Raw genomic sequence first — 24,381 nt, 5'->3', positions numbered from 1 at the left:
CGGGGGGCGGGCCACAGTCATGTGATCGACGTTCATCTTCCTCCAGGGCTTCTTGTGTGCATATGCACAGATGAAGCCCCAGGGGAAGATTTTTGCATCAGCCGCCCGACTTGCGCCGGAACTGCCGCTTCCCACCCACCTTGCCGTGCGCGTGCGCCTGCCCGCGGCCGACGTCGACGCCCTGCGACGCCGACAGGTGCTCGGCCTGCTTCTTGCGCTCGAGGGCCTGGCGCATGGCCTCCTTGGGATCGAGTGCCTCCGAGGGCGCGTTCTCGGTCTCGATGTTCTTCTGATCCGACTCTGACATGGGGACACCCTACGCCCGCGCCCCCACCGGGCACGGGACTACGCTGGGTTGTGTGACACAACTTTCCGACCCCATCCAGTTCGCTCACGGCGTGGCCTGGCGCAACCGGCTCGCCCTGGCCCCCCTCACGAACAAGCAGTCCAATCCCGACGGCTCGTTGTCGGACATGGAGATCGACTGGCTCCTGGCCCGGGCGCGGCACGGGTTCGGCATGGTGATGACCGCGGCGGCCTATGTCGCGCAGGCGGGCAAGGCCTGGGACGGTCAGCTCGGCGTCAGCGACGACGCCCAACTCCCCGGCCTCGAGCGCCTCGCCTCCGGGCTCCGCCTGGCGGGTGCCGCGTCGCTGGTGCAGCTGCAGCACGGCGGATCGAAGGGCAGCACCGCCATCTCCGGCGAGCCGTTGGTCGCGCCCTACGAGGATACGGAGACGGGGGCCCGCGCCCTCACCGTCGACGAGATCCACGGTCTGGTCGACGATTTCGCCTCGGCCGCGGCCCGGGCGGAGCGGGCAGGATTCGACGGCGTGCAGCTGCACGGAGCCCACGGCTATCTGCTGTGCCAGTTCCTCGACGGTCGCAACGTCCGCGACGACGGCTACGGCGGCAGTCTGGAGGGCAAGGCGCGCGTCATCCGCGACACCATCGACGCCGTTCGCGCCGCGACGTCGCCGCAGTTCCACGTCGGCCTGCGCCTGTCGACGGAGCGCTTCGGCCTGACCACCGACGAGATGGTGCAGCTGAGCGCCGACCTGATGCGCGAGGGTCAACTCGACCACCTCGACCTGTCGCTGTGGGACGTCACAAAGCTGCCCGAGGGCGCGCACGCGTCGGCGGCCCCGCTGGTCACGCACTTCGTCGACCTGCCGCGCGGCGACACCCGCCTGGGGATCGCGGGCAAGGTCGTCGACGGGCCGTCGGCCCGCGCGGCGTTGGCCACCGGCGCAGACTTCGTCGACATCGGGCGCGCCGCGATCGCCGACCAGTTCATCGCCGAGCGGATCCTCGCCGACGGCGACTACGCGGGCCCGACCTTCCCGGTCACGCGCCAGAGCCTCCGCGACAACACGGTCGGCGAGCCGTTCGTCGAGTATTTCGCCACCGGCTGGCCGCAGCTCGTGGCCGACTGAGGCATGCGTGCACTGATCGCCAGCGGGTCCGGCAGGTACGCGGACCCCTGGCACCCCTTCGCGGCCACCTCCGACCTGCTGGCGGAGATCCTGACCGGGGCCGGATTCGACGTCGCCGTGGACCACGACGTCGACCACGCCCTCGCGGCCCTAGACGGTGTCGAGCTGCTGGTGGTCAACGCGGGCGACCCGTGGACGGACACCGACGAGCGGCTCCCGCTGGACCATCCGGGGGCCGCCGCCCTCACTGCCGCCCTGGACCGGGGCATAGGCATCCTCGCGATGCACATCGCGGTGGCGAGCCTGCGCGACTACCCCGACTGGGCGGCCGCCGTCGGCGCCATCTGGGTGCCCGGCGGGTCGTGGCATCCGGAGCACTCGGTCACGACCGTGCACCGGCAAGCCCTGGGCGGCGTACCCGACTCGGCATTCGACGTCCAGGACGAGCGATACCTGAGCCTGCAGTTCGTCGGCAGTCGCGAGGTGGTGGCCACCCACGAGGGAACCCACGGGCCGGAGCCGACGGCATGGCTGCGCCACCATCGGAACGCCCGCGTGGCGGTGGACGTGCTCGGCCACGACGAGCGCTCGTACCGGTCGCCCGGGCACCGCGACCTCATCCGCAACCTGGCCCGCTGGGCGATCGGCCTCGACGGCAGCTAGCGGCCGAGCAGGGCCTGCGCCGTCGGCTCGTCCGTGACCAGCACGTCGAGGTAGCGGCCCGCGATGGCGCCCCTGATGGCGTCGATCTTGTCCTCACCCGCGGCCACCCCGACGACGTTCGGCAACGCCCGCAGCGCGTCGAGGCCCAAGGTGACGGCGCGGCCGGAGACAGGGCCGTCGATGATCTCTCCCCGGCGGCCGAACCACTGGCCGATCATGTCGCCCACCGCCCCGGCTGCGGCATAGGCCGCGACGTCGTCGTCGGTCACCATGCCGGTGCGCACCGCGGAACCGCCCGGCCGCACGGCCCCCACGCCGGTGAGGGTGAGGGTGGCGCTGCGGGCCAGCTCGAACACGGTCGCGACGGTGTCCTCCGCGAGCAGCGACTCCGCCAGCTCGACGCTGGACACGAACAGCGGGGACGGGACGGTGCGCAGGCGGCGCACCGCCGTCGGGTTCTCCGAGACCAGTTGGGCCACGTTGTCGATCGTGCCGGCCGCCGACGCCAGGGTCACCCCTTCCAGCGACTCGGCCGAGAGCATCGTCAGCGCCCGCGCGACGGTGTCCGCCCAGCCCACGCCCACCACCACTCCCGGGCGCAGGAAACGGCGGACGTAGGCGGCCAGGGCCGCCGCCACCCGCTCATTGGTGCGCTCTCTGGTGAGGGTGCCGCCCAGGGTCGGGACGACGACGGCGTCGGTGAGCGGGGTGCGGTCACGCAGCGCGTTGGCGAGGCCGAGCGCCGCGAGGTAGTTGGCGTCCATCTCGATCCGCACGATGCCCTGCTGACGCGCCGTCTCCAGCAGCCGTCCTACGGTCTGCCGCGACACGAACAGCCGCGCCGCCACCTGGGCCTGGGTCAGGCCGTCCTCGTAGTAGAGCCACGCAGCGCGCACGGCCAGGTCGAGGTCCCCGGCCCCGGGAGTGAGTACCACGCGCGCCTCCTCGTCGCCTCCGGCGGCGCCCGCCGCCGTGGGCAGATGCCCAATCGTCTGCCGATAGCTTCTCACGCGGTGGCGGCGGGCATAGATTCAGTGTCGACAAGCCCGAGCCATGCGCCACGAAGGAGTAGCAGTGACGGAGATCCCGGCCACGCAGCACGCCATCCAGATCACCGGGGTGGATGAGTTCATCCACAACGAGAGCAAGGCGGTCGACCCCGTCGGCCCCACTCAGCTGCTGCTCAAGGTGGAGGCCTGCGGCATCTGCTTCAGCGACACCAAGCTGCTCCACGCGTTCGACTCCCACCCGCGCAAGGCCGACGTCGTCTCCGGCATCGATCTGGACGCGCTCGCCGAGATCCCGAGCTACCACCCCGGCGCCGCGCCGGTGGTTCCCGGGCACGAGCCCGTGGCCCGCATCGTCGCCGTCGGCGACCAGGTGACCCACTTCGCCGTCGGCGACCGGGTGCTCGTGCAGGCCGACTGGAAGCACCTCAAGACGCCCAAGTCGAACGGCGCGTTCGGCTACAACTTCGACGGCGCGCTGCAGGAGTACGTCGTCGTCGACGAGCGCTGCGTCGTGGCGCCGGACGGGGAGAAGTTCCTCATCCACGTCTCCGACGGCCCGTCCGCGGCCGCCGTCGGCCTCATCGAGCCGTGGGCCACCGTCGAGGGGTCCTACGCGTGGGCGGAGCGCAACCATCCCAAGGCGGGGGGCCGGATGCTGGTGGTGGGCGATGTCGCCGGCATCGACGAGCTCACCGCGACACACACGCCCGCCGAGGTGGTGCGGATCGACGCCTCCGGGATCGCCGGCCTGGAGGGGCAGGCGTTCGACGACATCGTGTACCGGGGATCCGATGTCGCGGCGTTGGAGGCGCTCGGCGGTCTGCTGGGCATGCGCGGCGTGCTGTGCGTCGTGCTGGCCGGCGAGGTGATCGAGGGCCCGGTCAAGATCGACATCGGCCGCGTCCACTACGACTTCATCCGCTTCTGCGGCACCACCGGCGAGGATCCTGCCGACGGCTACGCGTGGATCCCCGCCAACGGCGAGATCCGGGAGGGCGACAAGGTCGCGATCATCGGCGCCGCCGGCCCGATGGGACAGATGCACACGATGCGGGCCCTGACGTCGGGGATCGCGGGCATCACCGTCGCGGGGACGGACCTCAGCGATGATCGGCTCGCGCACCTCGAGTCGCTCACGCGTCCGGTCGCGGAGAAGGCCGGCGTCGAGCTCACCATCATCAACACTGGCACCACAAAGCTCGAGCCCGGCTACACGCACCTCTCGTGCATGGTGCCCGTGCCCGCGCTCGTCGCGCAGGCCGTGGACCTGGCCGCCGAGGGCGCGATCATCAACGCCTTCGCCGGCATCCCGGCCGGCACCACCGGCGAGTTCGACCTGCAGGCGATCATCGAGCGCCGCATCTTCATGCTCGGCACCTCCGGCTCGGACGTCTCCGACATGCGCACGGTGCTGCGCAAGATCGAGGAGGGGATCATCGACACGCACATCTCCCTCGACGCCGTCACCGGCATGGCCGGGTTCCGGGATGCGATCGAGTCGGTGATGAACCGGACCTCCGGCGGGAAGATCATGGTGTTCCCGTCGCTGCACGACCTGCCACTGACGCGACTGGTCGACATGCCGGAGAAGCTGCCGGAGGTCGCGGCGAAGCTGAACAACGGGGTGTGGACCAAGGAGGCCGAGGAGGCGTTGCTGGCGACCGCTCGCTGAGGTCGCGGGCCACCGTTCGCTGAGGTCGCGGGCCGACGGCAACGCCGTCGCGCCCCGGTCTCGAAGCCGCCACCCTCCCCGTTCGCTGAGGTCGCGGGCCGACGGCAACGCCGTCGCGCCCGAGTCTCGAAGCCGTCACCCTCCCCGTTCGCTGAGGTCGCGGGCCGACGGCAACGCCGTCGCGCCCGAGTCTCGAAGCCGTCGCCGCAGGCGGCGATCCCTCTCCCCAGACTCACTACAGTGAGGACCAGGAGGGCTCGATGACTGATCACCTGCAGCGCGCGATCGACCTCGCCGTCGCGAACGTCACAGACGGCGGCGGTCCGTTCGGCGCCGTCCTCGTCGCCCCGTCGGGGCAGGTCTTCGAGGGTGTGAACCGGGTGACCGCCGTGCCGGATCCGACGGCGCACGCGGAGGTGCAGGCGATCCGGGCGGCCGCCGCCGGCCTCGGCACCCACGACCTCACCGGCTGCGTGCTCTACGCGTCGTGCGAACCGTGCCCGATGTGCCTGGGGGCGGCGCTCTGGGCGAGGGTGTCGCGGGTGGTGTTCGCGGCCGACCGCCACGACGCCGCCGCGGCCGGCTTCGACGACGCCGCGTTCTACGACGAGATCGCGGGCTCTCCCCGCGCCATGGCGCGCGTCCATGAGCCGCGGTCGCGGGCCGTGGAGCCGTTCGCAGCCTGGATGGGCTACGAGGGGCGACGCCTGTACTGAGCCTCGGCAGTGCGACAACCGCCCCGGCAGCACCTACGATCACGGAATCATGACCTCCTCCGTCGACACTCCCGGCACCGGTCGCCTGCGCGACCTCCAAGGCCTGCGCGCCGTCGCCGTGCTCGCGGTCATGGTCACGCACGCCGGCCTGCCCGTGCCCGGCGGCTTCACCGGCGTGGACGTCTTCTTCGTGATCTCCGGCTTCATCATCACGCTGATGCTGCTGCGCGAGCACGCAACCACGGGGACGATCTCGTTCCGGCGCTTCTACATCAGGCGGCTCAAGCGGCTGGGACCGGCCCTCGCCGTGACGAGCACCGTCACGGTGGTGCTGTCGCTGCTCTTCCTGTCGCCGCTCGGGCCGCAGGAGACGGCCTTCAAGACGGCACTGGGGGCCACCGTCGGCGTCGCGAACCTACGCGGGCAACCCGGCCAACCTCGCAGGCCTGGACCCCGCACGGTTCTCCCTCGTGGAGGGCTCCGTGACGGACCCGTCGGTCGTGGACGAGCTGGTCGGCGGGCACGACGCCGTGGTCCACTTCGCGGCTGGGCCGTGCGGCCGTACCCCAAGCCGGTGACCCTGGCCCCGGACGGAGTCCCGCCGAAGCGCGAGCACGCACCCGACGAGCTCGGGCTCGGCCACGCCCCGGAGGCCGCGCACGTCGCGGGACTCGTCGTCCTGCGCCGCACCCCCGGCCGCGCCACCGCGACGTTCACCGACCTGGGCGTCCTGGACACGATCATGGCCGTGACCCCGGAGACGTCGTCGCTGTCGGCGCTGCCGCGACCGCTGCACCTGTTGGCGGACCTGCACGCCGCCGTCGGCTGCCGGCTGGTCGAGTACGGCGAGTCAGCGCAGGTGCTGTCCTGGTGCCGCGCCGTGCTGGACGGGGAGGCGCCGTGATCCGCCGGGGCCCGCTGAGCGACGTCCTCACCGTCGACGGCGAGTCGGTCGCGCTCATGGGTTCCCGCGTCTTCCGGCTGGGGCCGGTGGCCGGCGCGATCCTCGAGATGCTGGCCGACGGCCCGCTGCCGAGTGACTCCATCGAGGCACGGCTCGTAGCACTGTTCGGCGCCCCGCCGGACCAGGACACGACGGAGGCCGTGGCGGCTCAGCTGCGGGAGCTGGCCGGCCACGGCCTCATCGCGATCGACGCCTGACGCGGCGAGGGTGGTCGCCCACGTGGCCACGGACCTGCGCGACGACCACGAGCTCATCGCCGCCGTCGCCTCCGCGGCCGAGGAGATCCTCGAGCTCGCGGCGGTCCACGGCAGGGGCGGACGTCCCGCGGGCCGGGGCCGGCGGTAGGGTCAGGGGCATGCGGAAGCTGTCGGTCGAGGAGTTGGCGGATCGGATCGTGGCCGGGTCCCGCGGGCACATCGCCCGTGCGATCACGCTCGTGGAGTCGACCAAGCCCGAGCACCGCGACTACGCCCACCAGCTGCTGCGCCTCATCGCGCCGCGCACCGGGCACGCCTTCCGGGTCGGCATCTCGGGCGTGCCCGGCGCGGGCAAGTCCACGTTCATCGACGCCATGGGCATCAAGCTCATCGACGAGCGGCACCACAAGGTGGCCGTGCTGGCGGTGGACCCGTCGTCGTCGCGCACGGGCGGCTCCATCCTGGGCGACCGGACCCGCATGGCCGAACTGGCCTCCCGCGAGGACGCGTTCATCCGGCCCTCACCGTCGGGCGGTCACCTGGGCGGCGTCGCGCGCGCCACGCGCGAGTCCATGCTGGTGCTGGAGGCCGCCGGCTACGACGTCATCCTCGTCGAGACGGTGGGCGTCGGGCAGTCCGAGGTCGCGGTGGCGGGCATGGTGGACACCTTCCTCATGCTGCAGGTGGCGCGCACCGGGGACCAGCTGCAGGGCATCAAGCGCGGCATCCTCGAGCTCGCCGACGTCATCGCCATCACGAAGGCCGACGGCGACAACGAGCAGGCGGCCCGGGTCGCCGCCCGCGAGCTCAGCATCGCGATGAAGCTCATCACCAGCGACACCAAGAAGCGTCGCGCCCCGGTGCTCACCTGCTCGTCGTACACCGGCGCGGGGCTCGACGAGCTGTGGAACGCCGTCGAGAAGCACCGGGCGGAACTGGAGGCGGAGGGATCTCTGGCGGCGCGCCGCCTCGACCAGCAGCGGGACTGGCTGTGGAACATGGTGCGCGACGAGCTGCTGGAGTCCCTGCGGACCTCCCCGCTGGTCCGGTCGGTTGCCGACGACGTCGAGGCCCAGCTGGCGGAGGAGTCCCTGTCCGCCCTCGAAGGCTCCCAGATCATCCTGCGTGCGTTCGCCGACGCGCTGCCGAGCCTCCCCTGGGCCCAGCACACCCCACACTCCGCCTGATCCCCCTCCGGCAGCTCAGCCCTCCACGTCACCCGCAATTGAGCAGATGGCACCACTCGCGAGAAACCCCCCGCCCAGCTCACGCGTGAGCAGTCTCTTGAGAGGTGCCATCTGCTCAAACCCACCCCCCCAGAGTGGCGACGGCGAGCTAACCCATGTCGCGCCCTCACGACGGGGGCCGTTAGACTTGCCCGGTACCGTTGCCCGTGGGGAGGCGCCAACTGAGCACCGAGAGGAGGCGCATGGGAGTCTTCGACAAGGCCGAGAAGCGGATCGAGTCCGCGGTCGGCAAGGTCTTCGCCCGAGCCTTCAAGGGGTTCGTCCACCCCGTCGAGATCGTCGCCGGCATTCAGCGCGAGCTGGACGCCGAGGCCACGCTGCTCAGTCGCGACCGCCGCCTGGTCCCGAACGCTTTCACCGTCGGCCTCTCGCAGGCGGACTACGACCGCCTCGTGCCGTACTCGAAGACCCTCAACGCGGAGATCCTCCCGGGCATCCGCGACCACGCCGCCGAGCGCAGCTACGTCTTCAACGGGCCGGTCACCATCGACTACGAGCTCGACACCTCGCTGCCCACGGGCCAGTTCACCGTCACCAGCCAGGCCGTCTCCGTCGACACCGGCGCTGCGGCCCACAATCCCGCGCCGGAACCCCGGCCCGGCCGTCTGGTGCTCGAGGTCAACGGAGTGCGGCATCCGCTGGTGGCTCCTGGGCTCCTCATCGGCCGGGGCGCCGAGGCAGACCTCCGGCTCAACGACCCCGGCGTGTCCCGCCGCCACGCGATGCTCACCGTGAGCGGAGACCCTGAGCACCCGGTTGTCACCATCGAGGACCTCGGCTCCACCAACGGCGTGCACGTCAACGGCAACCGCGTCACCAAGACCCGGGTCGGCGAGGGAACGAGGATCGAGATCGGCTCCACGCGGATGCTGATCCACACGCCCGCGGGGTCCTGACCGTGTCAGACCTCATCGTGGCGGCCGTCAAGATCGTCTTCCTCGCCCTGCTCTGGCTCTTCATCCTCTTCGTCGCCAACGTCGTCCGCACCGACATGTTCGGCCGGCGCGTGCCGGTGTCCTCGCTCGCCGCCATCCCGGCGGACCGCGGCCGAGGGCGCAAGCGCGCGAAGCACCCGACCCGGTTCGCCGTCACCTCCGGCCCGCAGCAGGGCGTGTCGGTTCACGTCGAGCCGACGATCAACCTCGGCCGGGCGGCGGACTCGACGCTCCTGCTCGACGACGACTACGCCTCCGCGCGCCACGCGCAGCTCGTCCAGCAGGACCCCAGCACCTGGGTCATCACCGATCTCCAGTCCACCAACGGCACCTATGTCAACGGCAAGCTCGTCACCGAGCCGACGAAGGTCACCGTCGGTGACGTGGTCCGGATCGGTCGCACCCTGATGCGGTTCGAGATCTGATGACGTTCTCGCTCCGCTTCGCCGCACACTCCGAGGTGGGCCGGGTCCGGAAGAACAACCAGGACTCGGGCTACGCCTCCCCGACCATGCTGCTCGTCACCGACGGCATGGGCGGTGCCGCCGCGGGCGACGTCGCCTCCGCCGTCGCGGCGCAGGAGGCCGCGCGGTCGGACCGGCGCGTCGCCGACGGCGAGGAGATGCTCACGCTGATGGCGGGCGTCATCGGCCGCTCCAACGCCATCCTCTCGGCCCTCATCGAGAAGGACCTCGAGCTCGACGGCATGGGCACCACCTTCTGCGGCGCCATGTTCAACGGCACCCAGTTCGGCATCGGGCACGTCGGGGACTCGCGCGGCTACCTGCTGCGCGACGGCGAGCTGACGCAACTCACGCACGACCACTCCTGGGTGCAGTCGCTGATCGACGAGGGCCGCATCACCCCCGAGCAGGCCGCCACGCATCCGCACCGCTCGCTGATCCTCAAGGTGCTCAACGGACAGGTGGAGTTCGAGCCGGACCTCGACCTGCTCGACGCCCGCCTCGGCGACCGCATCATGTTCTGTTCCGACGGGCTGAGCGGACTCGTCGACGACGGCTCCATCCGCGAGTTCCTGGAACTCGACTCGCCGTCCGACGCGCTGGCCAACCTCGCAGCCGCGGCCAACGCCAACGGCGGCCACGACAACATCACCATCGTCCTCGGCGACGTCGTCGAGCAGGACGACGCGCTCGACGCCCGTGAGGGGACCTTGGTCGGCGCCGCGGCGGCGCTCGACGTGCCGCGCAGCCAGTCCCCCGCCCCGAACACCCCGGGGCGGCCCGCAGCGTGGCCGGCGGCGCATTCGACGGACCACAGCCCCGACGAGGTGGCGCGCTACGCGCCCCAGGAGTCGCATCGGCGCTGGCCGGGCATCATCATCATGCTGGTCGCCGTCGCCCTGGTCATCGGCGGCGGCGCCTGGGGTGTCCAGGCCTACGCCCGGACCCGCTACTTCGTCGCGGCCGACGAGGGCAACGTCGCGATCTTCAACGGCCTCCCCGGGGAGGTCCTCGGCATCCGGCTGAGCACGCTCGAAGAGCGCTCCGACGTCGCGATCGGCGACCTGCCGGCCTTCTACCAGCGCGCCGTCGAGTCCTCCATCCGGGTGGCCGACGTCGCCGCCGGCCGCGCCACCACCGAGCAGCTGCGGGCCTTGGCCGAGCGGTGCGTCGAAGTGCGCGAGGAGCGGCGTCAGCCGAGCCCCGTCGACACCGCCGAGCCCACGCCCAGCCCGAGCCCCACGCCCACGGTGCCCGGGCTCCCCACCGCCACCGCCCGCCCCACCCCCACGGGCGGCGTCGCCCCGGGGGTCCCGACGTTCCTCTCGCCCCCCGCGGTCACCGCGACCCCGACGGACAGCGACGAAGCCGACCCCGAGGCGTGCTGATGTCCGCCGCCGTCCAGCCAGCAGTCTCCGACGAGGTCATCGTCTACAAGAAGCGCCGGACCGTCGAACTGGTCCTCCTGCTTTTCGCGCAGACCTTCGGCCTCGCCGGGTGGATCATCACGAGCCTCAACCTCTACGGCACGCTGCCCGAGGGCCTCGTGCCCGCGGCCGCGCTGTGGTACGGCCTGGGGATCGCGACCCACCTCGTCGTCCGCTTCCGGCTGCCGTACGCGGACCCGGTGATCCTGCCGGCGGTGTTCCTGCTCAACGGCCTCGGGCTGGCGATGATCTCCCGGATCGACCAGATCCCCGAACCGCCGGCCAACGACGCCGCGACCCAGCTGCTGTGGACCGCGCTGGGCCTGTCGCTCTTCGCCGCCGTGGTGTTCGTCCTGCGCGACCACCGCCGTCTGCAGCGCTACCCCTATCTCATGTTCATCGCCGGCCTCGTGCTCCTGCTGCTCCCGCTCGTGCCGGTCATCGGGGTCACCTCCGGCGGGGCCCAGATCTGGATCCGCGTCTTCGGGCTCTCCTTCCAGCCGGCCGAGGTGGCCAAGATCCTCCTCGCGATCGCGTTCGCCGCCTACCTCTACGAGAAGCGCGAGGTGCTGGCGCTGGCCGGGCGCCGCGTGCTGGGGATCGACCTGCCCCGCCCCCGCGACCTGGGCCCGATCGCGGTCATGTGGCTGACGGCCCTCGTCGTGATGGTCTACCAGAACGACCTGGGGACGTCGCTGCTGTTCTTCGGGCTGTTCACCGTGATGATCTACGTCGCCACCGAGCGACCGGCTTGGCCCATTCTCGCTGGGATCTCGTTCGTCGGCGCCGCGCTCGCCGCCTGGCGGTTCACCAACCACGTGCCGCGCCGCGTCAACGCGTGGCTGGACCCGTTCAGCGACTACGACCGCAACTTGCAGATCATCAGCGCGCAGTTCGGCTACGCGTGGGGCGGCCTCTTCGGCCGCGGCTGGGGACTCGGGCGCCCGGGCCTCACCCCGCTGGCCAAGAGCGACATGATCGCGGCGGCGCTCGGTGAGGAGATCGGGGTCCTCGGGCTCATGGGTGTGATCCTCGTCTACGCGCTCCTCATCGCCCGCGGCTTCAAGACGGCCCTCACGTCGCCCGACGGGTTCGGCAAGCTCCTGGCCACCGGGCTGAGCTTCGCGTTCGCGCTGCAGGTGTTCGCGATCATCGGCGGCGTGACCCGCCTGCTGCCGCTCACGGGCCTCACGACGCCGTTCATGTCCCAGGGCGGCTCGTCGCTGGTGGCCAACTGGATCATCATCGCGATCCTCATGATCATCTCGCACCGCGGCCGCATGCCGCAGGCCGCCACCGCCGCCCCCCGCGAGGCCGGCGCCGTCGACGACGCCACCCAGGTGATCGCCCGATGAACGGCCCCATCCGCAAGGTCACGGTGTTCGTCGCCCTCATGATGGCGGCGCTGCTGCTCAACCTGACGCAGATCTCGGTGGTGCAGACCGAGGCCCTCAACGCCGAGCAACGCAACCGTCGCATCATGGACGCCGAGTTCGCGCAGCCCCGAGGGGCCATCCTGGTCGGCAACCAGCCGATCGCGCAGTCGGTGCCGCGCAGCGGGCGGTTCCCGTTCGTGCGCACCTACCCCGACGGCGAGCTGTGGTCGACGGTCACGGGCTGGTACTCCTACGACTACGCCCGCTCCGGGCTGGAGGCCTCGTACACCGAGGAGATGGCCGGCACCTCCTCGGAGCAGTCCGTCGAGCGCGTCATCGACCTGCTGTCGGGTCGCCGCACCCAGGGCGCCAACATCTCCACCACGCTCAACGCGCGAGCGCAGGCGGCGGCGGTGCGGGCGCTCGGCAACCAGCGCGGCGCGGCCGTCGCCATGAACTACGAGACCGGCGAGATCCTCGCCCTGGTGTCCACGCCCACCTACGACCCCAACCGGCTGGCCACCGTCGACCTCGACGCCGAGCGCGCCGCCTGGGCCGAGCTCATCGACGCCGAGGACGAGCCGCTCAAGAACCGGGCAACCCGCGAGGTGTATCCCCCCGGATCGACGTTCAAGCTCATCACGGCGGCCGCCGCGCTCGAGGACGGCTTGGTGCCGAGCAGCGAGCTCGACGCCCCGGCGTCGCTGCGGCTGCCGAACTCCAGCCGCTCCATGGGCAACTCCACCAACTGCGGCGGGGAGACGGTGACCCTGGAGCAGGCGCTGAAGACCTCGTGCAACACGGCCTTCGGCTCGCTCGCCATCTCGCTCGGGCCCGACAAACTTCAGGCCATGGCCGAGGCCTTCGGGTTCAACAGCGAACCGACCATCGACATCGGCGCGGCCGAGTCGCGGTTCCCCACCGAGCTCGACCTCGCCCAGACGGCACTGTCTGCCATCGGGCAGTACGACGTCGCGGCCTCCCCGCTGCAGATGCTGCAGGTGGCCGCCGCCATCGCCAACGACGGCGTCCTGATGCGCCCGCATCTGGTCAACACCGTCACCAGCGAGGACCTCACGGTCCTCTCGGCCCAGGGACCCGAGCGCCTCGGCAGCCCCATCAGCGCGTCGAGCGCTGAGTTGTTGCAGCAGATGATGGTCGCCACCGTCGAGGACGGCACGGGCCGGCCCGCGCGCGTCGACGGCCTGGTCGTCGGCGGCAAGACCGGCACGGCGCAGACCGCCCCCGACCGTCCCCCCTACGCCTGGTTCGTGGGCTATGCGGAGGACCCGAAGGTCGCGATCGTGGCGTTCGTGGAGGACGCCGACGTGGCGCGCGACGACATCTCCGGCGGCCGCGTCGCGGCCCCGATCTTCACGGCGATCCTGGAGGCCCTGCGGTGAGCTTCTCAGATATGTCTCAGGTTGATGGCGCAGTATTGAGCCTGACCGATCGAAAGGAACGCGAGCGATGACAGAGCGAGGAGCCCTCCTGGGCGGCCGCTACGAGCTCGATCAGGTGATCGGGCGGGGCGGCATGGCCGAAGTGTGGCGCGCCCGCGATCTGCGGCTCGAGCGCGACGTCGCGGTCAAGCGCCTGCGGGTCGACCTGGCCAGCGACCCCACGTTCCAGGCGCGCTTCCGGCGGGAGGCGCAGTCCGCCGCCGGCCTCAACCACCCCAACATCGTCGCGGTCTACGACACCGGTGAGGAGCGCGACTCCGCCTCCGACGTCACGGTGCCCTACATCGTCATGGAGCTCGTGGAGGGCGTCACGCTCCGCGAGGTCCTGCGCGACGGCCGCAAGATCGTCCCCGAGCGAGCGCTCGAGTTCACCGGCGGCGTGCTGGACGCGCTCGCCTACTCGCACCGCGCCGGGATCATCCACCGCGACATCAAGCCCGCCAACGTCATGCTGACCCCCAACGGCACCGTCAAGGTGATGGACTTCGGCATCGCGCGCGCCGTGGCGGACACGTCGGCGACCATGACCCAGACCGCGGCCGTCATCGGCACGGCCCAGTACCTGTCCCCGGAGCAGGCCCGCGGTGAGAAGGTCGACAACCGGTCCGACATCTACTCCGTCGGCTGCCTGCTCTACGAACTGCTCACGTCGCAGCCGCTGTTCAAGGGCGATTCGCCGGTCAGCGTCGCCTACCAGCACGTGCGCGAGGCGCCCGTGCCGCCGTCGCAGGTGGATCCCGAGATCTCGCCGGCCATGGACGCGATCGTGCTCAAGTCGCTGGCCAAGGATCCGCGCGACCGCTACCAGGACGCCTCCGAGTTCCGCGAGGACATCCTGCGCGCGCTCGGCGGCCACCAGGTGCACGCCGCGCTCCCCGTCGAGCCGCCGACGCAGGTGATCCCCTCCGATCCCATGACCACGACCGCGCGGCGCGGGATCTCGCCCGTCCCCGCGCCCGGGCCGAGGACCGCCGTGACGCCCGCCGTCGTCGACGATGAGGACGACCGCCGGTCCCGGAAGGGCCTGGTGGCGCTGCTGGTGGTGGCGGGGCTGCTCCTCGTGGCGCTCGGTGTCGCGGTGTCGGCCATCATGAACCCACCCGCGCCGGAGGGACCCGAACCGGTGGCCGTGCCCGTCGTGGTCGGCCAGAGCGAGCGCGCCGCCGTGGCCCTGCTGACCGGCGCGGAGCTCGTGCCCGAGGTGGTCTACGAGATCGGCACGGCCGACGACCGCGGCCAGGTGCTGGAGTCCTACCCCGAGGCCGGTGAACTCGTCGACCCGGGATCCACGGTGACGCTCACGGTCTCCAGCGGGCCCGACGTCAAGACCGTCCCCGACGGACTGATCGGGCTGACGGCCGACGAGGCGCGCCAGCGGCTGGTCGACGCAGGGCTGCCGAACGTCAAGAACGTCGACGCGGACCCCGCCGAGGAGCCCATCGACGCCGTGGCGGGCGAGGTCGTCGAGGTCAACCCCGCCTCCGGTGCCACCGCGGCCCCCACGGACGAGATCGTGCTGGTCGTGGCCACGGGCAACTCGGTCGTGCCGTCGCTGCGGACCCTGACGCTGGAGGAGGCGCAGGCGGTCGCCCAGAGGGCCGGCTTCAAGCTGGACGCGCGCGAAGAGGAGACCGACGTGTCCCAGCCGGGCCTGGTCTTCGATCAGGATCCGCAACCGGGAACGGTGGCGTCGCGCACGGACGAGATCAGCGTCATCGTCGCGATCGCGCCGCCGGAGCCGAGCGAGAGCCCGACGCCGAGCCTGACGCCGACGCCCGACCCGCCCCCGAGCGAGAGCCCGACGCCGAACGAGAACTCCGGCAGCGGCAACAACAACTCGGGCGGCAACGGCGGCGCGGGGTCGGAAGCGTCCCCGGACCCGTCGACGTCAGCCGAGACCAGCTGATCAGTCGAGCGCGGTGGTGACCAGCGGAGACAGCGTGGCCGCCCTGCGGGGCGCGTCCGCGTCCCCACACTCGGCCAACCAGTTGGCCAGCATCTGATAGCCGCCCTCCGTCAGGACCGACTCGGGGTGGAACTGCACCGCCTCGACCGGAAGCTCGCGGTGGCGAACCGCCATGATGACGCCCGACTCCGTGCGGGCCGTCACCTCCAGCACGTCGGGTACCGTCTCCTCGACGATGGCCAGCGAGTGGTAGCGCGTGGTCGTGACCGGCGAGGGCAGTCCCGCGAAGACGCCTCGGCCCTCGTGGAACACGGGCGACGTCTTGCCGTGCAGCAGCTCCGGCGCCCGGTCGACGACGCCGCCGTAGGCCACGGCCATCGCCTGGAGCCCGAGGCACACCCCGAACAGCGGCCGGACACCGCCGAGGGTGCGCACGACGTCGATGCACACCCCGGCCTCCTCGGGAGTCCCGGGGCCGGGCGACAGCAGCACACCGTCGAAGGGCTCGTACCAGCCCTCGTCCGCGAACCGCGGGTCGTCGTTGCGCCACACCTCCACCTCGGCGCCGATCTGCGCGAGGTAGGACACGATGTTGTAGACGAACGAGTCGTAGTTGTCGATGACGAGGATGGCGGCCACGCGGCCATTGTGCCATCCGGGACCCCGACGGCCTCGGCGACGATGTCAGCCGGACGCCCGCGCGACCGAGACCCCCGTCGAGCCGCTGAACGCCGGGAACTCCAGGGTGCTCACCCGCTCCTCGCCGTAACCCAGCCCGTAGGCGTCGACGTACTGCTGGTAGATCTGGACGGCGGGTGAGGCCGCGAGGCCCTCGGCCAGCCCGTCCTGCGGCCCGATGGCCTCGATGACGTAGGGCGGCGCGTACGGGATGCCGTGCAGCACCACGGTGTTGCCCACACACTTGATGCCCGTGGTCGCGATGACGCGCTGCCCCTGGATGGTCATGGCCTCCGCGCCGCCCGCCCACAGCGCGTTGACGACGGCCTGGATGTCCTGCTGGTGCACCACCAGGGCGTCTTCGTCGACCCCCGCCGGCTTCACGTCGTTCGGGGCGTCGGTGAGCACCACCCGCAGGCCCGGGCCGGAGACCGGGACCATGCTGGCGGCGAGCTGTGCCTCATCCAGGGCCCCAGTGATCGAGGTGATGTCGGGGGCGGCATCGCCGAGGGCCGCCACCTCTGCGCGCAGTCGGTCGGCCTCGAGGCGGAGCTCCTCGTTGCGGCGCCCCTGGCTGACGATGAGGTCGCGGAGGTCGGCGTTGCGGTCGGCGCGCAGGTCGGTTCCCCGCGCGGCGAGAGCGGCCACGGTCATCATGAACCCGGCCAGGACGCACACCAGGATGGTGGTCGCGCGGCCCCGGCCAGAGCGCTCGCGCAGCTGGTTTCGGCCCATGTTGGCGCGCACGCGGGGGACCCGCTCCGCGATGGTGCGCCAGATGCTCATGCGCCCACGGTACCCGCAGGCGGGCCGAGCGCGGCCGGCGGATGTGGGCGATTCGGGGCGGCTGACCTAGGCTAAGAACCGCTAGAAGGAGACGACAGTGCCCGAATCGAGAGTCCGCAAGTCCGCCGTCGAGAAGAAGAAGGCCAAGAGCAGGTCCGAGCTGGCCGAGCAGCGCAGCGAGACCGCGCGCCTGGCGCCCGCCGGCCGGTCGTGGGTGCCCGCCGTGTTCCTGCCACTGGGCCTCATCGGCGTCGCCTGGATGGTCACCTGGAACCTCGCCTACGAACACATCGGGTTCATGCGCGCGCTCGGGGACTGGAACCTGGCCATCGGCCTGGGACTCATCGTCGCCAGCTTCGTCGGCATGACGATGTGGAAGTGAGCGTGCTCGGCACCTTCGACGCCGTCATCTTCGACTTCGACGGGACCATCGCGGACTCCGTCGCCTCCATGCACCGCGCCTACGCGGTGTGGGCTGAGGAGTACGGCATCGAACTCGAGTCGCTGCGCCAGTACACCGGGCGTCCCGCCGAGGCCGTGGCACGCGCCCTGGTGCCGGCCGACCTCGCGCCCGCTGCCGGCCGCCGCATCGACGAGCTCGAGGTGTCGGACGTCGACGGCGTGGTCGCGCTGCCCGGTGCGTCCGATGCCTTCGCCGCCATCCCGTCCCACCTGCGGGCCATCGCCACGTCGTGCACGACGGCGCTGCTCGACGCCCGGCTCGGGGCCACCGGCCTGCCGCGGCCGGACGTCGTCGTCACGAGGGACCAGGTCGAGCGCGGCAAGCCCGCGCCGGACAGCTTCCTCCTGGCGGCCGAGCGGCTCGGGGTCGCGCCCGAGCGGTGCCTGGTCTGCGAGGACGCGCCTGCCGGCGTGGCGGCCGCCCGGGCAGCCGGCATGCCGGTGCTCGCGGTGCTCACCGAACACAGCGCGGAGGAGCTGGCCGCCGACTGGGCGGTCGGGAGTCTGGCCGACGTCCGGTTCGAGACGGTCCCCGAGGGCGTGCGGGTCACGCTGCGCTGACGCCCGCCGCGATTCCGGGCGCCACGGGCCCAGCCGTTAGGATGGCCCGCGTGACTGATGCCTCCGCCCCCCTGCCCAGCGACTCGGAACAGACCGCCGTCCGCAAGGAGAAGCGCGCCCGGTTGCTGGCCGACGGGCGGGATCCTTATCCCGCGGACCTGACGCGCTCCCACACGCTGCGCGACATCCGCGCCGGCTGGGGTCACCTGGAGGCCGGGCAGGAGACCGACGACGTCGTCACCACCGGTGGCCGCGTCGTGTTCATCCGCAACACGGGCAAGCTCGCCTTCGCGACCCTGCAGGACGGTTTCGGCCCCGAGGACACCGGGGAGCGACTCCAGGTCATGCTGTCCCTGGCCGAGGTGGGCGAGGAGGCCTTGGCGGCCTGGAAGTCCGACGTCGACCTCGGGGACTTCGTCTGGGTCACCGGACGGGTCATCGCATCCAAGCGCGGCGAACTCTCCGTCATGGCCAGCGGCTGGCGGATGGCCGCCAAGGCGCTGCGGCCGCTGCCCGTCATGCACAAGGACCTGTCCGAGGAGGCCCGGGTCCGCCGCCGCTACGTGGACCTCATCGTGCGCGACGAGGCCCGCGACATGGTGCGCAAGCGCTCCGCCATCACCCGGGCGATCCGCGACACGCTCTACGACCGGGGCTTCCTCGAGGTCGAGACCCCGATCCTGCAGCTCGTGCACGGCGGAGCCGCGGCCCGGCCGTTCTCCACGCACATCAACGCGTTCGACCTCGACATGACCATGCGCATCGCGCTGGAGCTGCACCTCAAGCGCACCATGGTCGGCGGCGCCGACCGCGTCTTCGAGATGGGCCGGGTGTTCCGCAACGAGGGCATCGACTCGACGCACTCCGCCGAGTTCACGATGCTCGAGGCCTACATGTCGTGGGGGGACCAGGGCACCGTCGCACGGCTGATCCAGGACGTCGTCCAGGCCTCCGCCGACGCCGTCGGCTCCCGGCAGGTCGAGACGCCGAAGGGCACCGTCGACCTCGACGGCGAGTGGCCCTGGCTGCCCGTGTTCCCGACGCTGTCGGAGAAGCTCGGCGAGGACGTCACCGTCGACACGCCCCTGCCGGAGCTCCACCGCCTGGCCGACGCCCACGACGTCGAGTACGACCCGAAGTGGGGCGAGGGGAAGATGGTGATGGAGCTCTTCGCCGAGCTCATCGAGCCTGACCTCATCCAGCCCACGTTCGTCTACGACTACCCGTCGATCGCCCAGCCGCTGGCCCGCCAGCACCGCACCGACGCCGGGAAGGTCGAGGCCTGGGACCTCATCATCGGCGGTCTCGAGCGGGGCACGGGCTTCACCGAGCTGGTGGACCCGGTGATCCAGCGCGAGGTGCTGCTGGCGCAGTCGATCAAGGCCGCGGGGGGCGACCCCGAGGCGATGCAGTTCGACAACGACTTCATCGAGGCGCTCGAGTACGGCGTGCCGCCGATGGGCGGACTGGGGCTCGGTGTCGACCGGCTCATCATGCTGCTCACCGGTGTCGGGATCAGGGAGACGATCCTCTACCCGCTGCTTCGGCCCTCCGCCGGCTGACACCCCCACCGTTCGTCGCGGGGCGTTGAGCCTGAGACGCGGTCTGCGGACCGTGGTCGAGCCGCCGATTATCACAAGTTGGTAACGTGAGTTGACTCTCTCGCCACCCCCGGGTTAGCCTTTCAGCAATCCCCTGAGAGCGCTCTCGAACCTCACAGACGATGTGGTGAGAGCGCTCTCGGATCGGCACAGCAAACAAAGGAGTCATAGTGCGTGCTGCCATCCGCAACCTCGCCGCCGTCGCGTGCGTCGGGGCACTGCTCACCGCCTGCTCGAGCGGCAACGGGACCACTCCCGACGCCACCCAGAACGGATCCGCCTCGGCGGATCCCAACGAGAAGGTGACCCTCACCGTCGCCACCTTCAACGAGTTCGGCTACGAAGAGCTCTTCGAGGAGTACATGGCCGACAACCCCAACGTCACCATCGAGGCCCGCAAGGCCGCGACCTCCAACGAGGCCCGTGACAACATGAACACCCGCCTGGCGGCCGGCTCCGGCCTGGCCGACATCGAGGCCATCGAGATCGACTGGCTCACCGAGCTCATGCAGTACCCGGACAAGTTCGTCGATCTTGCCGACCCGGAGCTCGACGGCCGCTGGCTCGACTGGAAGTCCGCGGCGGTCACCACCGAGGACGGCAAGGTCATCGGCTACGGAACCGACATCGGCCCCGAGGCCATCTGCTACCGCGCCGACCTCTTCGAGAAGGCCGGCTTCCCCACCGATCGTGAGGAGGTGGCCGACCTGCTCGAGGGCGACTGGGACACCTACTTCAACGTCGGCAAGGACTTCGTCGCCAAGTCGGGCGGCGTGGCGTGGTTCGACTCCGCCTCGGCCACCTTCCAGGGCATGGTCAACCAGGTGGAGAACCCCTTCGAAAACTCCGACGGCACCCCCATCCCGCTGAGCGAGAACGATGAGATCAAGGCGATCTACGACGACATCGCGACGGCAGCCACCGACGACAACCTGTCCGCCGGCCTGGCGCAGTGGAGCGAGGACTGGACCAACGCATTCCAGACCGACAAGTTCGCCACGATGCTCTGCCCCGGCTGGATGCTCGGCGTCATCGAGGGCAACGCGCAGGGTGTCGAGGGCTGGGACATCGCCAACGTGTTCCCCGGCGGCGGCGGCAACTGGGGCGGCTCGTACCTGACCGTCCCGGAACAGGGCGCCAACCATGAGCAGGCCAAGAAGCTCGCTGCCTGGCTGACCGCTCCCGAGCAGCAGATCAAGGCCTTCCAGGCCAAGGGCACCTTCCCCTCGCAGGTCGAGGCCCTTGAGGACCCGGCCCTGCTGGATCAGACCAACGCGTTCTTCAACGACGCCCCGACCGGCCAGATTCTCGCCGAGCGGGCCAAGGCCATCGAGGTCGCGCCGTTCAAGGGCCCGAACTACTTCGCGCTCGCGCAGTTGGTCACCGACGCGCTGAACCGCCTCGACGTCGAAGGCACCGACGACGCCGCCGGCTCGTGGGACAAGGCCCTCGAGGCCTACAACGCCCTCGGCCTCAGCTGAGTCACCCGCGGGGTCGGGGGTCACACCCCGACCCCCGACCCCGCCCGTCACCCCGCCCTGCGAGAGAGTCCCCCATGAATCAGCAGCTCACCCGGAGCCAACGCCTGAGTCGCCTCGACGTCAAGGCGTCGCCGTACCTGTACATCAGCCCCTTCTTCATTCTGTTCTTCATCGTCGGCCTGTTCCCGCTGGTCTACACGGCCTGGGTCTCTGTGCACGACTGGCACCTCATCGGCGGCCAGGGCGAGATGGTGGGTCTCACCAATTACATCGACGTGCTGCAGCAGCCCAACTTCTTCAAGGCGCTGCGCAACACCTTCTCGATCTTCCTGCTCTCCTCTGTCCCGCAGGTCCTCGCCGCGATCGTCATCGCCTACCTGCTCGACACGAACCTGCGCGCCAAGACCTTCTGGCGCATGGGCGTCCTGCTGCCCTACGTCGTGGCGCCCGTGGCCGTGTCCCTGATCTTCGCCAAGATCTTCGCCGATCAGTCAGGCCTCGTGAACGCGGTCCTGGAGATCCTCGGCACCTCCCCCATCGGCTGGCACGCCGATCCGTTCGCAGCCCACGTCGCGATCGCCACCATGGTGAACTTCCGCTGGACGGGCTACAACGCGCTGATCTTCCTCGCAGCGATGCAGGCGATCCCGCGCGAGATCTACGAAGCGGCCATCATCGACGGCGCCAACCGGTGGCGCACCTTCTTCTCGGTCACGGTCCCGATGCTGCGGCCGACCATCATTTTCGTCGTCATCACCTCCACCATCGGCGGCCTGCAGATCTTCGACGAGCCGCGCATGTTCGACACCCTGGGCCAGGGCGGCGCGGACCGGCAGTGGATGACGCTGACGATGTACATCTACGAACTCGGCTGGGGCGCGCAGAAGAGCTTCGGCCGCGCCGCGGCGGTGTCGTGGCTGCTCTTCCTCATCATCATCGCGGTCGGCGTCATCAACTTCCTCATCACGCGGTCCATCTCGTCGTCGTCGAGCGGAAAGGCGGGCCGTTGATGTCCACCCAGATGTCCACCCCCATGATCGAGCAGCTCGCGGGCAAGGGCGCGGCGCGCGCCGCCCGTCGGAAGCTGCACGGCGTCGACAAGCGCCCCGGCTGGCTGACCTACTGCGCGCTGGCCGCTGTCGTCCTCATCTCCTTCTACCCGATCTGGTTCACGATCCTGCTGGCCTCCTCGAACGCCGGCGAGATCGCCCGCAACCCCATCCCGTCGCTCATCCCGGCCGGGGAGTTCCTGACCAACGTGACACGCGTCATCGAGTCCGACATCAAGTTCTGGACGGCGCTGGCCAACTCGATCATCGTGTCGACGGTGACCGCCATCTCCGTGGTGTTCTTCTCGACGCTGGCCGGATACTCGTTCGCAAAGCTCCGGTTCCGCGGCAGCAACGGGCTGCTCGTGTTCGTCATCGCGACGATGGCCGTCCCGACGCAGCTCAGCATCGTGCCTCTGTTCATCCTCATGTCCGAACTGGACTGGGTCGGCAAGCTGCAGGCCGTCATCGTGCCGGGCATGGTCACCGCGTTCGGCGTGTTCTGGATGACGCAGTACCTGCGCGAAGCACTGCCGTTCGAGCTCATCGAGGCGGCCCGGGTCGACGGCGCCTCCATGATCCGCACGTTCTGGTCCGTGGCGATGCCCGCCGCCCGGCCGGCCGCCGCGATGCTGGCGCTGTTCACGTTCGTGGGCTCGTGGACCAACTTCTTCTGGCCGTTCATCATCCTGGGCTCGGCCAACCCCACCCTGCCCGTGGCACTGCAGCTGCTGCAGGCCTCGTACTTCAAGGACTACTCGCTCATCATGGCCGGCGTCGTCGTCGCCACGTTGCCGCTGGTGATCCTGTTCGCCGTCGCCGGGCGCCAGCTGGTCGCCGGCATCATGCAAGGAGCAGTCAAGGGATGACGACCTACACCTTCCCGGAAGGCTTCCTCTGGGGCAGCGCCACGGCCGCCTTCCAGATCGAGGGCGCGGTCCACGAGGACGGGCGCCGCGATTCGATCTGGGACGTGTTCTGCCGCGAGCCCGGGGCGGTCGCCAACGGCGACGACGGCACGGTGGCCTGCGACCACTACCACCGGATGCCCGACGACGTGGCGCTCATGTCCGAGCTGGGCCTCCAGTCGTACCGCTTCTCGACGTCGTGGGCGCGGGTGCGGCCGGACGACGATCAGTTCAACCCCGCGGGGCTGGACTTCTACTCGAGGCTGGTCGACGAGCTCCTCGGCCACGGCATCACACCGTGGGTCACGCTGTACCACTGGGACCTGCCCGCGGCACTCCAGTCCAACGGCGGGTGGACCAACCGCGACACGGCCTACCGCTTCGTCGAGTACGCCGAGGCGATGCACGGGGCGCTGGGCGACCGGGTGAACATCTGGACCACCCTCAATGAGCCCTGGTGTTCGTCGTTCCTTTCCTACGCCGGCGGCGAGCACGCCCCCGGCCACGCGGACCGCCGCGAGGGACTCCACGCCGGCCACCACCTCCTACTGGCCCACGGCATGGCGACGGCGCGGCTGCGTGAGCTGGCGCCGTCGGCGACCCTCGGGATCACCACCAACCACACTGTGGCCGACCCGCTGGACCCGTCGTCACCGACGGACGTGGACGCCGCCCGGCGCATCGACGGCATGTTCAACCGGTTCTTCCTCGACCCGATATTCCGGGGAGCCTATCCGGCCGATGTGCTGGAGGACCTGGCCGGCCTCGGCCTCGAGGACGCCATCCAGCCCGGCGACATGGAGATCATCGCCACGCCGATCGACGTGCTGGGCGTGAACTACTACCACGGCGAGGCCGTCACCGGGACTCCGTCGTCGGATTACGCGCCTGTGGTGGGGCCCGACGGACGGCTCCGGGGCAACCCCAACATCGGTTCGGAGTGGGTGCGGTCGGTGTCGCGGGGGCTGCCCGTGACGGACCAGGACTGGGAGATCCAGCCCGAGGGCCTGACGCGCCTGCTGGTGCGCCTGCACGAGGAGTACACCGGCCCCGCCGGCATCCCCCTCTACGTGACGGAGAACGGCGCTGCCATGCCCGACGTCGCGGACGAGGAGGGCTTCGTCGATGACCAGGACCGCGTGGCGTTCGTGCGCGACCACCTCGTGGCCGTCCACGACGCGATCTCGCACGGCGCGGACGTGCGCGGCTACTTCGTGTGGTCGTTCATGGACAACTTCGAGTGGGCGTGGGGCTACGACAAGCGGTTCGGCATCGTCCGCGTGGACTACGAGACGCAGCATCGAACGCCCAAGGCCTCCGCGTTGTTCTTCCGGGACGCCGCGAGCGAGAATTGCGTGCGGGGGTAATGAAGGGACCGA

General features: G+C 70.6%; 25 protein-coding genes. 21 read left to right on the top strand and 4 right to left on the bottom strand.

All coding sequences use genetic code 11. From position 1 onward, the window contains the following. Positions 1 to 97 precede the first annotated feature (97 nt). The gene (locus BCR15_RS09550; RefSeq protein WP_068751961.1) at positions 98 to 307 is read right to left on the bottom strand and encodes a DUF5302 domain-containing protein; all 210 of its coding nucleotides are present in this window, start codon (positions 305 to 307) and stop codon (positions 98 to 100) included. Between the two features lie 52 nt (positions 308 to 359). On the opposite strand from BCR15_RS09550, the gene BCR15_RS09545 reads away from it, so the two are divergent. Together BCR15_RS09545 and BCR15_RS09540 are read left to right on the top strand one after the other, a co-directional pair. Continuing rightward, positions 360 to 1,436: an NADH:flavin oxidoreductase gene (locus BCR15_RS09545; protein WP_068751960.1), complete on the top strand. Its 1,077-nt coding sequence runs from the start codon at positions 360 to 362 to the stop codon at positions 1,434 to 1,436. Between the two features lie 3 nt (positions 1,437 to 1,439). Next, on the top strand, positions 1,440 to 2,099 hold the full coding sequence (locus tag BCR15_RS09540; protein WP_068751959.1) for a ThuA domain-containing protein: 660 nt from the start codon (positions 1,440 to 1,442) through the stop codon (positions 2,097 to 2,099). On the opposite strand, the gene BCR15_RS09535 is transcribed toward BCR15_RS09540, so the two are convergent. After that, the gene (locus tag BCR15_RS09535) at positions 2,096 to 3,034 is read right to left on the bottom strand and encodes a sugar-binding transcriptional regulator (protein WP_068751958.1); all 939 of its coding nucleotides are present in this window, start codon (positions 3,032 to 3,034) and stop codon (positions 2,096 to 2,098) included. The genes BCR15_RS09540 and BCR15_RS09535 overlap by 4 nt on opposite strands. 139 nt (positions 3,035 to 3,173) lie before the next feature. On the opposite strand from BCR15_RS09535, the gene BCR15_RS09530 reads away from it, so the two are divergent. The 12 genes from BCR15_RS09530 to pknB all read left to right on the top strand — a co-directional run bounded on the left by BCR15_RS09530 (position 3,174) and on the right by pknB (position 15,476). After that, the gene (locus BCR15_RS09530) at positions 3,174 to 4,781 is read left to right on the top strand and encodes an alcohol dehydrogenase catalytic domain-containing protein (protein ID WP_068751957.1); all 1,608 of its coding nucleotides are present in this window, start codon (positions 3,174 to 3,176) and stop codon (positions 4,779 to 4,781) included. Positions 4,782 to 5,041: 260 nt separating this feature from the next. Further along, a complete protein-coding gene (locus tag BCR15_RS09525) occupies positions 5,042 to 5,497 on the top strand; it encodes a nucleoside deaminase (protein WP_068751956.1) in 456 nt (151 codons plus the stop codon). Between the two features lie 49 nt (positions 5,498 to 5,546). Beyond that, positions 5,547 to 6,401 carry an acyltransferase family protein gene (locus BCR15_RS15305; RefSeq protein ID WP_068751955.1) on the top strand — a complete coding sequence of 285 codons (855 nt, stop codon included), beginning with the start codon at positions 5,547 to 5,549 and terminating at the stop codon, positions 6,399 to 6,401. Further along, entirely contained in the window at positions 6,398 to 6,658 is a 261-nt protein-coding gene (locus BCR15_RS09515; protein ID WP_068751954.1) for a PqqD family peptide modification chaperone, read from the top strand. Before BCR15_RS15305 ends, BCR15_RS09515 begins: the two co-directional genes overlap by 4 nt. Positions 6,659 to 6,680: 22 nt before the next feature. Then, a complete protein-coding gene (locus BCR15_RS15300) occupies positions 6,681 to 6,806 on the top strand; it encodes a hypothetical protein (protein WP_256094548.1) in 126 nt (41 codons plus the stop codon). A 10-nt stretch (positions 6,807 to 6,816) separates the two neighbouring features. Then, positions 6,817 to 7,845, top strand: coding sequence for a methylmalonyl Co-A mutase-associated GTPase MeaB (gene meaB / locus BCR15_RS09510; protein WP_068751953.1), 1,029 nt, complete (start codon positions 6,817 to 6,819; stop codon positions 7,843 to 7,845). A 242-nt stretch (positions 7,846 to 8,087) separates the two neighbouring features. Beyond that, positions 8,088 to 8,801, top strand: a complete 714-nt coding sequence (locus BCR15_RS09505; RefSeq protein WP_068751952.1) for an FHA domain-containing protein — start codon at positions 8,088 to 8,090, stop codon at positions 8,799 to 8,801. A gap of 2 nt (positions 8,802 to 8,803) precedes the next feature. Beyond that, positions 8,804 to 9,265, top strand: a complete 462-nt coding sequence (locus BCR15_RS09500) for an FHA domain-containing protein FhaB/FipA (RefSeq protein ID WP_068751951.1) — start codon at positions 8,804 to 8,806, stop codon at positions 9,263 to 9,265. After that, complete coding sequence (locus BCR15_RS15430; RefSeq protein WP_068751950.1) at positions 9,265 to 10,692, top strand: PP2C family protein-serine/threonine phosphatase; 1,428 nt, start codon at positions 9,265 to 9,267, stop codon at positions 10,690 to 10,692. Before BCR15_RS09500 ends, BCR15_RS15430 begins: the two co-directional genes overlap by 1 nt. Then, on the top strand, positions 10,692 to 12,086 hold the full coding sequence (locus tag BCR15_RS09490; RefSeq protein WP_068751949.1) for an FtsW/RodA/SpoVE family cell cycle protein: 1,395 nt from the start codon (positions 10,692 to 10,694) through the stop codon (positions 12,084 to 12,086). The genes BCR15_RS15430 and BCR15_RS09490 overlap by 1 nt, the downstream gene beginning before the upstream one ends. Continuing rightward, positions 12,083 to 13,510 carry a peptidoglycan D,D-transpeptidase FtsI family protein gene (locus tag BCR15_RS09485; RefSeq protein WP_068751948.1) on the top strand — a complete coding sequence of 476 codons (1,428 nt, stop codon included), beginning with the start codon at positions 12,083 to 12,085 and terminating at the stop codon, positions 13,508 to 13,510. The genes BCR15_RS09490 and BCR15_RS09485 overlap by 4 nt, the downstream gene beginning before the upstream one ends. A gap of 67 nt (positions 13,511 to 13,577) precedes the next feature. Next, on the top strand, positions 13,578 to 15,476 hold the full coding sequence (gene pknB / locus BCR15_RS09480) for a Stk1 family PASTA domain-containing Ser/Thr kinase (protein ID WP_068751947.1): 1,899 nt from the start codon (positions 13,578 to 13,580) through the stop codon (positions 15,474 to 15,476). Here the strand turns inward: pknB and BCR15_RS09475 are convergent, their stop codons facing one another. Further along, positions 15,477 to 16,115: an aminodeoxychorismate/anthranilate synthase component II gene (locus BCR15_RS09475; RefSeq protein ID WP_068751946.1), complete on the bottom strand. Its 639-nt coding sequence runs from the start codon at positions 16,113 to 16,115 to the stop codon at positions 15,477 to 15,479. It abuts the gene before it with no gap. Positions 16,116 to 16,160: 45 nt separating this feature from the next. Next, positions 16,161 to 16,940 carry a DUF881 domain-containing protein gene (locus tag BCR15_RS09470; protein WP_228383364.1) on the bottom strand — a complete coding sequence of 260 codons (780 nt, stop codon included), beginning with the start codon at positions 16,938 to 16,940 and terminating at the stop codon, positions 16,161 to 16,163. Between the two features lie 97 nt (positions 16,941 to 17,037). Here BCR15_RS09470 and BCR15_RS09465 point away from each other — a divergent pair, with 97 nt between their 5' ends. From BCR15_RS09465 to BCR15_RS09435, 7 genes are all read left to right on the top strand, one after another. Continuing rightward, positions 17,038 to 17,322, top strand: coding sequence for a cell division protein CrgA (locus BCR15_RS09465; protein ID WP_068751945.1), 285 nt, complete (start codon positions 17,038 to 17,040; stop codon positions 17,320 to 17,322). Next, positions 17,319 to 17,963: an HAD family hydrolase gene (locus BCR15_RS09460; protein WP_141680097.1), complete on the top strand. Its 645-nt coding sequence runs from the start codon at positions 17,319 to 17,321 to the stop codon at positions 17,961 to 17,963. The genes BCR15_RS09465 and BCR15_RS09460 overlap by 4 nt, the downstream gene beginning before the upstream one ends. Before the next feature lie 50 nt (positions 17,964 to 18,013). Beyond that, complete coding sequence (locus BCR15_RS09455) at positions 18,014 to 19,525, top strand: lysine--tRNA ligase (RefSeq protein WP_408647384.1); 1,512 nt, start codon at positions 18,014 to 18,016, stop codon at positions 19,523 to 19,525. A 209-nt stretch (positions 19,526 to 19,734) separates the two neighbouring features. Further along, positions 19,735 to 21,045: an ABC transporter substrate-binding protein gene (locus BCR15_RS09450; protein ID WP_176715220.1), complete on the top strand. Its 1,311-nt coding sequence runs from the start codon at positions 19,735 to 19,737 to the stop codon at positions 21,043 to 21,045. 74 nt (positions 21,046 to 21,119) lie between these two features. After that, the gene (locus BCR15_RS09445; RefSeq protein ID WP_068751941.1) at positions 21,120 to 22,055 is read left to right on the top strand and encodes a carbohydrate ABC transporter permease; all 936 of its coding nucleotides are present in this window, start codon (positions 21,120 to 21,122) and stop codon (positions 22,053 to 22,055) included. Then, positions 22,055 to 22,963 (top strand): carbohydrate ABC transporter permease, encoded by a 909-nt coding sequence (locus BCR15_RS09440; RefSeq protein ID WP_068751940.1) that lies wholly within the window; start codon positions 22,055 to 22,057, stop codon positions 22,961 to 22,963. The genes BCR15_RS09445 and BCR15_RS09440 overlap by 1 nt, the downstream gene beginning before the upstream one ends. Then, positions 22,960 to 24,369: a GH1 family beta-glucosidase gene (locus BCR15_RS09435; protein ID WP_068751939.1), complete on the top strand. Its 1,410-nt coding sequence runs from the start codon at positions 22,960 to 22,962 to the stop codon at positions 24,367 to 24,369. Before BCR15_RS09440 ends, BCR15_RS09435 begins: the two co-directional genes overlap by 4 nt. Positions 24,370 to 24,381 lie beyond the last annotated feature (12 nt).

It is taken from the genome of Tessaracoccus lapidicaptus, assembly GCF_001693815.1.
Lineage (GTDB): Bacteria > Actinomycetota > Actinomycetes > Propionibacteriales > Propionibacteriaceae > Arachnia > Arachnia lapidicapta.
The sequence above is the reverse complement of the archived record's forward strand: the minus strand, read 5'-3'. Positions and strand labels throughout refer to the sequence as shown.

What these genes read in the sequence shown, in the direction of transcription:
- pknB (WP_068751947.1), top strand. Translation starts at nt 13,578, where the DNA reads ATGACAGAGCGAGGAGCCCTCCTGGGCGGCCGCTACGAGCTCGATCAG.
- meaB (WP_068751953.1), top strand. Translation starts at nt 6,817, where the DNA reads ATGCGGAAGCTGTCGGTCGAGGAGTTGGCGGATCGGATCGTGGCCGGG.
- BCR15_RS09490 (WP_068751949.1), top strand. Translation starts at nt 10,692, where the DNA reads ATGTCCGCCGCCGTCCAGCCAGCAGTCTCCGACGAGGTCATCGTCTAC.
- BCR15_RS09540 (WP_068751959.1), top strand. Translation starts at nt 1,440, where the DNA reads ATGCGTGCACTGATCGCCAGCGGGTCCGGCAGGTACGCGGACCCCTGG.
- BCR15_RS09550 (WP_068751961.1), bottom strand. Translation starts at nt 307, where the DNA reads ATGTCAGAGTCGGATCAGAAGAACATCGAGACCGAGAACGCGCCCTCG.
- BCR15_RS15305 (WP_068751955.1), top strand. Translation starts at nt 5,547, where the DNA reads ATGACCTCCTCCGTCGACACTCCCGGCACCGGTCGCCTGCGCGACCTC.
- BCR15_RS09440 (WP_068751940.1), top strand. Translation starts at nt 22,055, where the DNA reads ATGTCCACCCAGATGTCCACCCCCATGATCGAGCAGCTCGCGGGCAAG.
- BCR15_RS15430 (WP_068751950.1), top strand. Translation starts at nt 9,265, where the DNA reads ATGACGTTCTCGCTCCGCTTCGCCGCACACTCCGAGGTGGGCCGGGTC.
- BCR15_RS09525 (WP_068751956.1), top strand. Translation starts at nt 5,042, where the DNA reads ATGACTGATCACCTGCAGCGCGCGATCGACCTCGCCGTCGCGAACGTC.
- BCR15_RS09445 (WP_068751941.1), top strand. Translation starts at nt 21,120, where the DNA reads ATGAATCAGCAGCTCACCCGGAGCCAACGCCTGAGTCGCCTCGACGTC.
- BCR15_RS09505 (WP_068751952.1), top strand. Translation starts at nt 8,088, where the DNA reads ATGGGAGTCTTCGACAAGGCCGAGAAGCGGATCGAGTCCGCGGTCGGC.
- BCR15_RS09470 (WP_228383364.1), bottom strand. Translation starts at nt 16,940, where the DNA reads ATGAGCATCTGGCGCACCATCGCGGAGCGGGTCCCCCGCGTGCGCGCC.
- BCR15_RS09435 (WP_068751939.1), top strand. Translation starts at nt 22,960, where the DNA reads ATGACGACCTACACCTTCCCGGAAGGCTTCCTCTGGGGCAGCGCCACG.
- BCR15_RS09485 (WP_068751948.1), top strand. Translation starts at nt 12,083, where the DNA reads ATGAACGGCCCCATCCGCAAGGTCACGGTGTTCGTCGCCCTCATGATG.